The organism is Streptomyces sp. NPDC005402 (assembly GCF_040606575.1).
GTDB lineage: Bacteria > Actinomycetota > Actinomycetes > Streptomycetales > Streptomycetaceae > Streptomyces.
Genome location: NZ_JBEXFB010000038.1, coordinates 1 through 12,457 on the forward strand (window position 1 = coordinate 1; position 12,457 = coordinate 12,457).

The following is a 12,457-nucleotide window of genomic DNA, read 5'->3' on the forward strand; positions in this document are numbered from 1 at the left end:
CGCCACCACGGGGGCGACACCCGGTGCCGCCGGGCAGGCGATCGGGTATCCGACGCTGTTCCTGCTGGTGTTCCTGGGGGCGTTGGTGCCCGTGACCCCACCGGCCCGCAGTTCCCCCCGACCCCTCGGCGCGAGGCTCCCGAACCGTTTGTCACAATGGACGCACGCTTGTGCGTTCGTTCACAAACCGCCGACCGACGCCGTACCTCCCACCGAAGGTGACCCGTGGACCTCAAGACAGCCTCCGCCATCCGACGCCTCCGCCTGGTCTCCGTGCCGGAGGGGATCTCCTGGATCATCCTGCTGACCTGCACCATCATCAAGTACACGGTCGCCTCCGGCTTCGACGTCGCCCCCGTCCTCGGCCCGATCCACGGTGTGCTGTTCATCTTCTACGTGATCTTCTGGGCGGACGCGTGGAATCGCACCAAGTGGGCCAAGGGCAAGGCGGCCCTGTACTTCGCGTACTCGGTCATCCCGGGCGGCGCCTTCATCGTCGAGCGTGCCTTGCGTCGCGAGGCCGAGGACGCCGTTATCGCCTCCCGTGCCCGCAAGGCGCAGGAAGGGATCGTGAACGCATGATCGTCGCCTTCTCCGTGACCCCGCTCGGGGTCGGCGAGGACGTGGGGGAGTACGTCGCCGACGCGGTGCGGATCGTCCGTGAGTCGGGGCTGCCCAACCGCACCGACGCCATGTTCACCTCGATCGAGGGCGAGTGGGACGAGGTGATGGACGTCGTCAAGCGCGCCGTGGCCGCCGTGGAGGCGCGGGCGCCGCGAGTGTCGCTGGTGCTCAAGGCGGACATCCGGCCCGGAGTGACGGATGGTCTGACCTCCAAGGTGGAGACGGTGGAGCGGCACCTCGCCGGCTGATCGACCCTCGCCGCTACTGACGAACCCCGGCCCGCGCGGGCCGGGGTTTCCTCGTGCCTCCTGATTGAGCGATCGCTCAAAATCCTGTATCTTCCTGCTCAGATGGTTTGAGCAGTCGCTCAAACAGTGGGCTCACCTGGGGGAATCAATGGGGCTCTACATAGAGGCACGCATCCGTGCCGATCTCGACGATCTCTGGGCCCGGACACAGGAACCGTCCCAGCATCAGCGCTGGGACCTCCGCTTCACCCGGATCACCTACCTCCCGCGCGCGGAGGGCGAGCCGCAGCGCTTCCGCTACGCCACGCGCGTGCTGCCCGGTCTCACCGTCGCCGGCACCGGCGTCTCCGCGGGAGAGCGGGAACGCCCCGACGGCACCCGCACCTCCGCCCTGCGCTTCTCCTCCCCGCACCCGCTCTCGCTCCTGGCGGAGGGCAGCGGCTACTGGCGCTACCTCCCCGACGGCGACGGCGTCATCTTCCTCACCGGCTACGACTACCGCCCTCGCTGGGGCCGCGTCGGCGCCCTGGCCGACCGCCTGCTCTTCCGCCCCCTGATCGGCTGGGCGACGGCCTGGTCCTTCGACCGGCTGCGGCTGTGGCTGGAGCGGGGGATCACCCCGGAGCGGGCCCGGTGGAACTGGCTCGCCGAGATCCTCGTCCGCGCCCTCGTGGTGCTCGTCGCCGTCACCGGCCTCGGTCTGGAGCGCTTCCTGCATCTCTTCGGCCCGCTGGCCGCGTCGATGGCCTACGTCTCGCCGCTCCTCCTGGCCCTCGCCATCTCCCTGGCCCTGTTCAAGTCGCCCCTGCCCGGTACCCCGGCCGCCCGCCGCTGTCTGCGCCGGCCGCCCATGCGCGTGCGTGCCCCGCGCGTCCTTCACACCCTGGAGACCCCGCGATGACCTCGATGTTCCGCACCTCGATGTTCCGCACGGTGATGGGCGCCGACTTCGACCGTCTGCACCCGCAGCTCCAGCGCCGCTTCTCGGTAGGCCTGACGACCGGCGAGGCCTGCACCGGCCGGGGTGTGATGGACCGCATCTGGCACGGCGGGGCCTTCGTGAAGCCCTTCCTGGCCCTCGGTACGACCCGCAACATCCTGGTGCCGAGACCGGGGCGGAACGTGCCGTTCGTGATCGAGAACGTGCCCTACGTGGACACCCACGGCCGTGAGACGGTGACTTTCGTGCGCACCTTCCACCTGCCCGGCCGCCCCCGCCGCTTCGACGCCCAGATGGTGCTCAGCCCCAAGGGCGACCGCATCCTCGACTACCTCGGCACCCACCAGCACCTGGCCAGCGAGCTCCACTTCCGCGCCGAGTCCGACGGCTCGCTGCTGATCCGCTCCGGGGAGCACCGGTTCCGGGAGGGCGTGGTGGACGTCCGGGTGCCCGAGCTGATCGGCGCGACGGCGGAGGTGCGGGAGTCGTACGACGACAGAGCCGGCCGTTTCCGGGTCAGGGTCCGGGTCGTCAACCGGTACTTCGGCCCGCTCTTCGGCTACGAGGGTTCCTTCGAGGCGACGTACAGCGACATCACGGCCTGCGGAGTGCGCCCCGGTCTGCGCCCGGTGCGCGAGGAGGCGCGCGCGTGAGCCCGGAGTCCGCCAAGTCCCTGGAGACGAAGGCCAAACTCTTGGAGGGCGCCCTGCGCACCCTCACCGAACAGGGCATCGCCAAGACCTCCGCCCGTACGGTCGCGGCGGCCGCCGGGGTCAACCAGGCCCTGGTCTTCTACCACTTCGGCACGGTCGACGAACTCCTCGCCGCGGCCTGCCGCTACGGGGCGGAGCGCGCGGTGGCCCGCTACCGGGAGCGGCTGGCCGCCGTGACCTCGCTGTCCGAACTCCTCGCGGTGGGACGGAAGGTCCACGAGGAGGAGCGGGCCGGCGGACATGTGGCCCTCCTCGGCCAGCTGCTGGCCGGCGCCCAGACCCACGCCACCCTCGGCCCGGCCACCGCGGCGGGCCTGGAGCTGTGGATCGCCGAGATCGAGAAGGTCCTCACCAGAGTGCTCGCGGCCACGCCCTTCGGCGAGTTCGCCGACCCCGCGGGCCTGGCCCGGGCGGTCGCCGCCTCCTTCGTGGGCATCGAGCTGTACGAAGGGGTCGACGCGGCCGGCGCCGGCTCGGCCCTGGACGCCCTGGAGCAGCTCGGCGTGCTCGTCGCCGCGCTGGAGGACCTGGGCCCGGTCGCCCAGCGCGCGGTGCGCCACCATCTGAAGAAGACCGGCCGTCGCTGACCCCGCCCGGCCCCTCGACCTGAGAGGATCCCATGTCCGACAGCCTCTACGAGATCCTGGACGACCGTTTCCGGCCCTGCACCAACGGCGACAGCAGGCTGGAGACCCTCTACGACGGCTGCCGCTGGGCCGAGGGACCTCTGTACCTGCCCGCCTGGCGCCAGCTGATCTGGAGCGACATCCCGAACGACCGCATCCTGCGCTGGGACGAGGCCACCGGCACGGTCGGTGTCTTCCGCACCCCGGCCGGCAACAGCAACGGCAACACCGTCGACCCCCGGGGCCGCCTCGTCAGCTGCGAACAGGGCAACCGCCGCGTCACCCGCACCGAGCCCGACGGCACGGTGACCGTGCTGGCCGAGCGCTACCAGGGCAAACGCCTGAACAGCCCGAACGACTCCGTCGTACGCTCCGACGGCACGATCTGGTTCTCCGACCCCGACTTCGGCATCCTCAGCGACTACGAGGGGCACCGGGCCGAGTCGGAGATCGGGGCGTGCCATGTGTACCGGATCGATCCGGCCACGGGCGAGGTGTCGCTCGCCGCGGAGGGGCTGGACGGGCCAAACGGGGTCATCCTGTCCCCCGACGAGCAGCGGCTGTACGTCTCCGACTCGCGGGCGGCCCGGATCCACCGGTACGACGTCCACGCCGACGGCACGCTCTCGGGCGGCACGGTCTTCGCCGAGGCCCGCGAGGGCGTCCACTTCGACAACATCCGCTTCGACGACGAGGGCCGACTGTGGGCTGCCGCCCTGGCCGACGGCATCCACTGCTACGACCCCGACGGCACGCTGAGCGGCCGCATCCGGGTTCCCGAACCGGTGGCGAACGTGACCTTCGGCGGGCCGAAGGGGAACCGGCTGTTCATCGCGGCCACGAGTTCTCTGTATTCGCTGGTGATGTCGGTGACGGGGGCGGGCCGCGTGCGCGGGGCTTGAGCGGGGCGCCTACGGGGGTGCCGGGTCAGGTTGCGAGGCGGGCGCGGGTTCGGTGGGGGCTGGTCGCGCAGTTCCCCGCGCCCCTGGGGGGTCGCAGCCACCGTGCGCCAGGACGGGCCGCAAGACGCGTACGGCGGGAAGGGGCCCCGGGCCCGCCGCAGGCATCCAGGGGCGCGGGGAACTGCGCAAAAAACGCCCGCCCCCACCGAACCCGCACAGACAACCGCTCAACCGCCGGAGGCCCCCGTCTGAAGGGCGAGACAGTGCTGACCACGATGTGACCGGCCGGTAAGGTCGGTGCCGTGCCGAAGCCGCTCAGTCTTCCCTTCGACCCCATCGCCCGCGCCGACGAACTCTGGAAGCAGCGCTGGGGAAACGTGCCGTCCATGGCCGCGATCACCTCGATCATGCGTGCGCACCAGATCCTGCTCGGTGAGGTCGACGCGGTGGTCAAGCCGTACGGGCTGACGTTCGCGCGGTACGAGGCGCTGGTGCTGCTGAACTTCTCCAAGGCCGGCGAGCTGACGATGTCGAAGATCGGCGAGCGGCTCATGGTGCATCCGACGTCCGTCACCAACACCGTGGACCGCCTGGTCAGGTCCGGTCTGGTCGACAAACGTCCCAACCCCAACGACGGCCGCGGCACCCTCGCCTCCATCACCGACAAGGGCCGCGAGGTCGTCGAGGCGGCCACCCGGGACCTCATGGCGATGGACTTCGGGCTCGGTGTGTACGACGCCGAGGAGTGCGCGGAGATCTTCGCGATGCTGCGGCCGCTGAGGATCGCCGCGCGGGACTTCGACGAGGACTGACCCGGGGCAAGATCTCCCGGAACGCGTGGTTACGCTCGTAGGCATGAAAAAGAGCGTGCTGACCCGCTACCGCGTCCTGGCCTACGTCACCGGTGTGCTGCTGGTCCTGCTGTGCCTGAGCATGATCGCCAAGTACGGCCTCGACATCGACGGTGCCGCGGACTTCACCCGCGTCGTCGCCATCGCGCACGGCTGGCTGTACGTCGTCTACCTCGTCTTCGCCTTCGACCTGGGCTCCAAGGCGAAGTGGCCGGTCGCCAAGCAGCTGTGGGTCCTGCTCGCCGGGACGATCCCCACGGCGGCCTTCTTCGTCGAGCGGAAGATCAGCCACGAGCTGGAGGGCAAGCTCACTGACGGGACTCCGGCGCCCGTCAAGGCGTAACGCGTAACCCCCACCGCCGTACGGCACGCGTACGGCGGTCGTCCTTCGCGTTTACTTGGACGTCCCAGTAACTTCGATGGTATGGACGCTGACGCCATCGAAGAGGGCCGCCGACGCTGGCAGGCCCGGTACGACGCCTCGCGCAGGCGTGAGGCCGACTTCACCACGCTCTCGGGTGATCCCGTGGAGCCGGTGTACGGGCCGCGGCCGGGGGACACGTACGAGGGCTTCGAGCGGATCGGGTGGCCGGGGGAGTACCCCTTCACGCGCGGGCTGTATCCGACCGGCTACCGGGGGCGGACCTGGACCATCCGGCAGTTCGCCGGGTTCGGGAACGCCGAGCAGACCAACGAGCGGTACAAGAAGATCCTCGCCAACGGGGGCGGCGGCCTGTCGGTCGCCTTCGACATGCCGACTCTGATGGGGCGGGACTCCGACGATCCCCGTTCGCTCGGCGAGGTAGGGCACTGCGGGGTCGCCATCGACTCGGCGGCCGACATGGAGGTCCTGTTCCGGGACATTCCGCTGGGTGACGTCACCACGTCGATGACGATCAGCGGTCCGGCCGTCCCCGTCTTCTGCATGTACCTGGTCGCGGCCGAGCGGCAGGGCGTGGCCCCCTCCGTCCTCAACGGCACGCTCCAGACGGACATCTTCAAGGAGTACATCGCCCAGAAGGAGTGGCTCTTCCAGCCCGAGCCGCACCTGCGCCTCATCGGCGACCTGATGGAGTACTGCGCGGCCGGCGTCCCCGCCTACAAGCCGCTGTCCGTCTCCGGGTACCACATCCGTGAGGCCGGCTCGACGGCCGCGCAGGAGCTGGCGTACACCCTCGCGGACGGGTTCGGGTACGTGGAGCTGGGGTTGTCGCGCGGTCTTGACGTCGACGTGTTCGCGCCCGGACTCTCCTTCTTCTTCGACGCGCACCTCGACTTCTTCGAGGAGATCGCCAAGTTCCGCGCGGCGCGCAGGATCTGGGCGCGGTGGATGCGGGACGTGTACGGGGCGCGGTCCGAGAGGGCGCAGTGGCTGCGGTTCCACACCCAGACCGCCGGGGTCTCGCTGACCGCGCAGCAGCCGTACAACAACGTCGTCCGGACGGCCGTCGAGGCGCTCGCGGCGGTGCTGGGCGGCACCAACTCGCTGCACACCAACGCCCTGGACGAGACCCTCGCGCTGCCGAGCGAGCAGGCCGCGGAGATCGCGCTCAGGACTCAGCAGGTGCTCATGGAGGAGACCGGGGTCGCCAACGTGGCCGATCCGCTGGGGGGTTCGTGGTTCGTGGAGCAACTCACGGACCGGATCGAGGCGGACGCGGAGAAGATCTTCGAGGAGATCAGGGAGCGGGGGCTCCGGGCGCATCCGGACGGGCAGCACCCGATCGGCCCGATCACGTCCGGGATCCTGCGCGGGATCGAGGACGGCTGGTTCACGGGTGAGATCGCGGAGGCGGCCTTCCGGTACCAACAGGCTCTGGAGAAGGGCGAGAAGAGGGTCGTGGGGGTGAACGTCCACCACGGGTCGGTCACCGGCGACCTGGAGATCCTGCGGGTGAGCCATGAGGTGGAGCGGGAGCAGGTGCGGGTGTTGGGGGGCCGTAAGGCGGCCCGGGACGAGATCACCGTGCGAACTGCCCTGCAGAGCATGCTTGTTGCCGCGCGGGACGGGTCCAACATGATCGGGCCGATGCTGGAGGCGGTGCGGGCGGAGGCGACGCTCGGGGAGATCTGCGGGGTGCTGCGGGAGGAGTGGGGGGTGTATACGGAGCCGGCGGGGTTCTGAGGCGACGCATCGGCCGCGGCCCTACTCCGCGGCCGTCCCCGTCAAGCCCGTCAACAGCACCTGGGTGAAGCCGTGGACCCAGGCCTCGTCGGCCGGTTCGGCGCTGACCAGCGTGCGGTGGACCACCGCTCCCGCCACCATGTCGAAGATCAGGTCGACCGTGCGGGCCGCCTCGACGGGGTCCGCCTCCGGCGGGAGTTCGCCGCGGGCCTGCGCGCGTTCCCGGCCCTCCAGGACCAGCCGTTTCTGGCGGTCGACGATCGAGGACCGGATGCGCTCGCGCAGCGCGTCGTCGCGGCACGACTCCGCCACCACCGCCATCAGCCCGTTCTGGGCCTCCGGACGCGCCAGGATCGCCGCGAACTGGAGGACCACGCCCTCGATGTCCGCGGCGAGGGTTCCGCAGTCGGGGAGTTCCAGTTCGTCGAAGAGTTCGGCCACCGCGTCGACGACGAGTTCGTTCTTGCCGGCCCAGCGACGGTAGAGGGTGGTTTTCGCGACCCCCGCACGGGTAGCCACATCTCCCAGCGTGAGCTTCGACCAGCCCAGTTCCACCAGCGCCGCCCTCGTCGCCGCGAGGATCGCGGTGTCCGCGGTGGCGCTGCGCGGGCGTCCGGTGGCGCGGGGAGTGGGGCTGCGGCTCTGCATCCTCCGACCATAACCGGCCGTTCTTGTGTGGCAGTGAGGGAGATCACCGGGGTGGGGTACCGAGTGGGCACTCAGTGCCATTACGCTACGACTCGTAGCGAAAGCTCGCGGTGGACGTACGCGGGTGACGGCACGCACGGCGTGGGGTGGGGACCCGGCGCCAGGACCGCGCTGCACGACCGGCTTTCACATCGCTTTTCACACACGCGCGTGTACGGGGGAGGATAGGCGCATGCAGCCACGGAACATGTCCATGAGCGGTGTCGTCGACCTCGCCGCGGTGAAGGCGGCCCAGGAGGCCAAGGCGAAGGCGGAGCAGGCGCGCGCCGAAGCCGCCCGGCAGGGCGGCGGCCCGGGTGCCGTCTCCCCGGCCGATCTCGTCATCGACGTAGACGAGGCGGGTTTTGAGCGCGATGTCCTGCAGCGGTCCACCGAGGTCCCGGTCGTCATCGACTTCTGGGCCGAGTGGTGCGAGCCCTGCAAGCAGCTGAGCCCGGTGCTGGAGCAGCTCGTCGTCGAGTACAACGGACGCCTGCTCCTCGCCAAGATCGACGTCGACGCCAACCAGATGCTGATGCAGCAGTTCGGCATCCAGGGGATCCCCGCCGTCTTCGCGGTGGTGGCGGGCCAGGCCCTGCCGCTGTTCCAGGGCGCGGCGGGCAAGGAGCAGATCCAGGAGACCCTGGACCAGCTGGTGCAGGTGGCCGAGCAGCGCTTCGGGCTCACCGGCCTCACGGTCGACCCGGACGCCCGGCCCGGCGCCGCCCCGGAGCCCGCGGCCGTGCCGGCGGGACCGTACGACGCACTCCTCGAAGCCGCCGTACGCGCCCTGGACGCCGGGGACTTCGGCGGTGCCGTCCAGGCGTACAAGAACGTACTGAGTGACGACCCCGGCAACAGCGAGGCCAAACTGGGGCTCGCCCAGGCCGAGTTGCTCCAGCGGGTGCAGAGCCTCGACCCGCAGCAGGCGCGCAAGGACGCGGCTGAGAAGCCGGGTGACGCGCAGGCACAGATCGCCGCCGCCGACCTGGATCTGGTCGGCGGTCATGTCGAGGACGCGTTCGGGCGGCTCATCGACACCGTGCGGCGCACGGCGGGTGAGGAGCGGGACGCCGTACGGCTGCGGCTCCTTGAGCTCTTCGAGGTCGTCGGTGCCGACGACCCGCGGGTGGCGGCGGCGCGCAGGGCCCTGTCCCGCGCCCTGTTCTGACCAGTTGCTAAACACTCCGCCATGTGATGCCGGAGTGAAAAATTGGCCACCAGGGGGTCACTGCGGCCGCACTTTGCCAAAACTTGGCAATTGCGGCCGCTGTTACTTCCAGTAAGTCAGCGGCGTTGATCTGTCGGATTCTGTCCATCCATCAACTGCTTTGTCCTCCCCCTGTTTGCCACCCAGCGTCGCCGACCGAGACCAGCGGGTCGTTGTTCGGTTATCCGGCCGTTACTACCGAGTAACGAAGCCCCTTGTGCGGGCGGCGAGAATGCACCACGATCGGCGACGCTCGGTCCTTTCCCGTACCCCGACAGCCGGTCGGGCCGCGGGATTCCGTGGGTCCCCACCGAGCAGAGCCGGCGGCAGGTGCGCCGGCTCTTGGACAGGGGGGTCTTCGCTCATCCGGCGAAGCCTGTCCAGCAAGGTTGTGCGTGATGCGTGTCAGGCGCGACCAGTGGTTGTGTCGCTCGGGGGTGATCGCCGGTGATCGGTGCGCGGTTCGCGCCTCCGAAGGCAGGCGCTCTCCTTCCCGAGGACGTAGCACTTCTCCCATCCCTGCCCGGCTGAGCCGTCCTTTCGAGAGGGCAGTCAGGGCCAGGAGATGTACGTCCGAGAAGGAGGAAATATGGAGTCCCAGGTGCGTGGCGGGACAAGATGGAAGCGGTTCGCTGTGGTCATGGTGCCCAGCGTTGCCGCCACGGCAGTGATAGGTGTCGCCCTCGCGCAGGGCGCGCTTGCCGCGTCGTTCAGTGTGTCGGGGCAGGAGTTCAAGGTCCGGGCCGGCCAGCTCGTCGGCTACGACATGAACCAGTACGGCGCCATAGACTCGGGCAAGGGTCTTGACGGCAAGGACCAGGCGCACCCGGTGTCGGTGTCGGCGTTCGACCGCGCCACGATCACCAACATGTGTCAGTCCGTGGTCACCCCGATTCCGTTCCTGAACAAGTCGGTCACCCTGAAGCTGACCGCGGGTGACAAGGGCACGGCGGTCGAGGCCGACAAGATCTACATCGACGTCGCCAACCTCGACGCGAAAGATGCCGTGTTCTCGGGCATCAACATCGGTGTCCCCGCCGGGACCACCAAGGGGAACACCCCGAAGCCCAAGACCGCGGACGGGGAGCAGTCCAACCCGTTCGGGTTCGCCCAGCAGGCCGACAAGGCCGTGCTGACCGATGTGAAGCAGACGGCGTGGGCCACCACGGCCGGCACCTTCAAGCTCTCCGACCTCCACATGGGTCTGAGCTGGGGCAGCGGCGACGGGATCGAGTGCTACTAGGCGCTCAGTGACGGGCGGGGGAGCCGTTACGGTCCCCCGCCTGCCATCTCCCGCCCGTCGCCTTCACATCCCCCACTTTCATCATCGCGATACACCCTCATCAAGAGCAACGCCGCACCAGGGAGCTGTTTTCCATGAGCGCCGAGAGTCCTGCCGCGCCCGGCCAGTTCGACCGCCGGAGGCAGCAGTTCCGCGCCTGGCGGGGCACCCGCCCGTTCTGGGCGGGACTGTTCGTCATGATCAGCGGACTTCCGATCATGTACTTCCCGTATGCGCACCTCAAGCTCGGTGGCCTGACCATCGCCATGGCCACCACGGCGGGCGCGGGATCCCTGATCATCGGCGTACTGCTCGTCGTCCTGGGCATCACCCTCTGGTTCCAGAAGCACGTGCGCACCTTCGCGGGTGTCGCGGCGATCCTGCTCGGGCTGGTGTCCCTCCCCGTCTCCAACTTCGGCGGCTTCATCGTCGGCTTCCTCTTCGCGTTGTTCGGCGGGGCGATGGCCGTGGCGTGGGCACCGGGCGTACCGCCCGCGGAGCAGCCGGCCACGCAGGACACGACCGGTGAGGGCGGCGCGCCCGAGGCCACGGACTACGACACCACGCTTTTGCGGCCGGTGAACCCGGTGGGCGAGCCGAACGATCTGTCAGGAACGAGCCCGGTCAACGGGGCGAACGGGAGGCACAGTGCCGGCTGACGAGGTGACCCACGGGGCTGACGTGGACGCGTCCCGTGCGAGATCCGGACCCCGCCACGCGGCACCCAGGAAGCCACTGTTCACCAGGTTCCACGTGCCCGCGGGCAAGGCGATAGCCCTGGCGGCGATGCCGACGGCGGTTCTCATGGGGATGGGCTTCACGCCCACGCTCGCGCAGGCCGATGACGCGCCGACCACGAAGAGCCTGACGGCGGACGAGTACAAGGACTGCGTCGCGGCACTGGACGGCAGCGCTTCCCCGTCCGCCTCGGCGAGTTCGTCACCCTCCACCGACGACACCACGGCGACACCGTCCCCTTCGGCCTCCGCCGGCTCGGGGTCGGACTCCGGTTCAGGGTCGGGCTCGGGCGGTTCCTCTTCATCGGATTCGGGTTCCGACGACAAGGCCACACCGACGCCGTCCCCCTCCGCCTCCGCGAGCAAGCAGGAGAGCAGCTCCTCCTCCGACTCCGCCGGTTCCGACGCCGCCACGCCGTCCCCGTCCGCCTCCGCGAGCGACGACGGCAACCTCCTGACGGACATCGGCGACGCCATCACCGGGATCTTCACGGGCGGCTCCAGCTCCGGCGGTTCGTCCAGTGCCTCCCCGACGCCGACCCCCTCGGCCTCGGCGTCCAAGAGCGCGGACGACAGTGCCGGCGACACGGTCAAGGAGACGACCGACAAGGTCACCGACACGGTCAAGGACACCGTGAAGGACACGACCGGCACGGCGGCCAAGGCGGCCGAGGACACCACCAAGGCCGTGCAGGACGCCACCAAGGCGGCCGAGGAGGCGGCGGCGGACGCCACGGCCTCCCCGAGCCCCTCGGCGAGCTCCAGCACGGACCCGGAGGACTGCCCGGCCGCCACCGACGAGGTGGGCGACACCGAGCCCGGTATCACGGTGGCGGACAACGCCTGGACCCTGAAGGCCAGTGCGCTGCTGCTCAAGGACGCCGACTACCAGGGGGTCGTCAAGGTCAGGACCGCCGGCGGCAAGACCAAGAAGGTGCTGAAGTACGTCGTCTCCGGCGGCACCGATATCGATGACCTCCACCAGACCGTCACCGAGCAGGGCACGACGTACCACGTGCAGGCGGGCAAGGGCACGAAGTCCACGATCACCGGTGGCAAGACGATCATGTACACCGAGAGCATCTCCGGCAACCTGCTGGGGCTGATCCCGATCACGTTCAGCCCGGACAACCCGCCGCCGCTGAACATCCCGATCATCTACTTCACCAATGTGACGGTCCAGCAGGCCGCCCAGTACGGCGGGACGTTGACCGTGCCCGGGATGCGCCAGTACAGCGACGGCTGAGCGTCGCCCCCCATGAACCCTTCCGGGAGCCGCAAGAAGACTGTGCCCCGCCGGGCCCGATCCGGCGGGGCACAGTCGCGGGAAGCCGGAGCCGCGGGAGCGGGCCCCTCTGGAAAATCCCTTCACACAATCCACATAGTTCCCATAGGGTTGCTCTTGCCGTGGACATGACCAGACGCGGCGCGGGGGCGGCACCGGGGAACACCTGACCTGTGTTCACGGCGTCTTGGTGTGCGCGTGCGGGTCCCCGCCGACCCCACCGACGG

At 69.6% G+C, this 12,457-nt stretch carries 14 protein-coding genes and 1 pseudogene; 14 read left to right on the top strand and 1 reads right to left on the bottom strand.

Annotation, left to right across the window (positions count from 1 at the left end; all coding sequences use genetic code 11):
• From ABZT02_RS42005 to ABZT02_RS42050, 10 genes and pseudogenes are all read left to right on the top strand, one after another.
• Nucleotides 1–94, top strand: a pseudogene (locus tag ABZT02_RS42005) (DedA family protein); the annotation flags it as partial.
• A 131-nt stretch (nt 95–225) separates the two neighbouring features.
• On the top strand, nt 226–582 hold the full coding sequence (locus ABZT02_RS42010) for a DUF3817 domain-containing protein (protein WP_356027819.1): 357 nt from the start codon (nt 226–228) through the stop codon (nt 580–582).
• Entirely contained in the window at nt 579–872 is a 294-nt protein-coding gene (locus tag ABZT02_RS42015; protein WP_053847384.1) for an MTH1187 family thiamine-binding protein, read from the top strand. The genes ABZT02_RS42010 and ABZT02_RS42015 overlap by 4 nt, the downstream gene beginning before the upstream one ends.
• 148 nt (nt 873–1,020) lie before the next feature.
• On the top strand, nt 1,021–1,773 hold the full coding sequence (locus tag ABZT02_RS42020; protein WP_356027822.1) for a hypothetical protein: 753 nt from the start codon (nt 1,021–1,023) through the stop codon (nt 1,771–1,773).
• A complete protein-coding gene (locus ABZT02_RS42025; protein WP_356027824.1) occupies nt 1,770–2,465 on the top strand; it encodes a DUF4166 domain-containing protein in 696 nt (231 codons plus the stop codon). Before ABZT02_RS42020 ends, ABZT02_RS42025 begins: the two co-directional genes overlap by 4 nt.
• The gene (locus ABZT02_RS42030; RefSeq protein WP_356027826.1) at nt 2,462–3,112 is read left to right on the top strand and encodes a TetR/AcrR family transcriptional regulator; all 651 of its coding nucleotides are present in this window, start codon (nt 2,462–2,464) and stop codon (nt 3,110–3,112) included. The genes ABZT02_RS42025 and ABZT02_RS42030 overlap by 4 nt, the downstream gene beginning before the upstream one ends.
• 32 nt (nt 3,113–3,144) lie before the next feature.
• Nucleotides 3,145–4,053 (top strand): SMP-30/gluconolactonase/LRE family protein, encoded by a 909-nt coding sequence (locus ABZT02_RS42035; RefSeq protein ID WP_356027828.1) that lies wholly within the window; start codon nt 3,145–3,147, stop codon nt 4,051–4,053.
• Between the two features lie 302 nt (nt 4,054–4,355).
• Entirely contained in the window at nt 4,356–4,865 is a 510-nt protein-coding gene (locus tag ABZT02_RS42040; RefSeq protein WP_007384766.1) for a MarR family transcriptional regulator, read from the top strand.
• 43 nt (nt 4,866–4,908) lie between these two features.
• Nucleotides 4,909–5,247, top strand: a complete 339-nt coding sequence (locus tag ABZT02_RS42045; protein WP_123991700.1) for a DUF3817 domain-containing protein — start codon at nt 4,909–4,911, stop codon at nt 5,245–5,247.
• An 81-nt stretch (nt 5,248–5,328) separates the two neighbouring features.
• Nucleotides 5,329–7,029, top strand: a complete 1,701-nt coding sequence (locus tag ABZT02_RS42050) for a methylmalonyl-CoA mutase family protein (protein WP_356027831.1) — start codon at nt 5,329–5,331, stop codon at nt 7,027–7,029.
• 21 nt (nt 7,030–7,050) lie between these two features.
• On the opposite strand, the gene ABZT02_RS42055 is transcribed toward ABZT02_RS42050, so the two are convergent.
• On the bottom strand, nt 7,051–7,677 hold the full coding sequence (locus tag ABZT02_RS42055) for a TetR/AcrR family transcriptional regulator (protein WP_356027833.1): 627 nt from the start codon (nt 7,675–7,677) through the stop codon (nt 7,051–7,053).
• Between the two features lie 232 nt (nt 7,678–7,909).
• Here ABZT02_RS42055 and ABZT02_RS42060 point away from each other — a divergent pair, with 232 nt between their 5' ends.
• The 4 genes from ABZT02_RS42060 (at nt 7,910) to ABZT02_RS42075 (ending at nt 12,191) form a co-directional block, all read left to right on the top strand.
• Entirely contained in the window at nt 7,910–8,887 is a 978-nt protein-coding gene (locus ABZT02_RS42060; protein ID WP_356027835.1) for a tetratricopeptide repeat protein, read from the top strand.
• 628 nt (nt 8,888–9,515) lie between these two features.
• Nucleotides 9,516–10,169 carry a DUF6230 family protein gene (locus ABZT02_RS42065; protein ID WP_355751386.1) on the top strand — a complete coding sequence of 218 codons (654 nt, stop codon included), beginning with the start codon at nt 9,516–9,518 and terminating at the stop codon, nt 10,167–10,169.
• A gap of 134 nt (nt 10,170–10,303) precedes the next feature.
• Entirely contained in the window at nt 10,304–10,867 is a 564-nt protein-coding gene (locus ABZT02_RS42070) for a DUF6114 domain-containing protein (protein ID WP_356027837.1), read from the top strand.
• Nucleotides 10,857–12,191: a hypothetical protein gene (locus ABZT02_RS42075; protein WP_356027839.1), complete on the top strand. Its 1,335-nt coding sequence runs from the start codon at nt 10,857–10,859 to the stop codon at nt 12,189–12,191. The genes ABZT02_RS42070 and ABZT02_RS42075 overlap by 11 nt, the downstream gene beginning before the upstream one ends.
• Nucleotides 12,192–12,457: the final 266 nt, after the last annotated feature.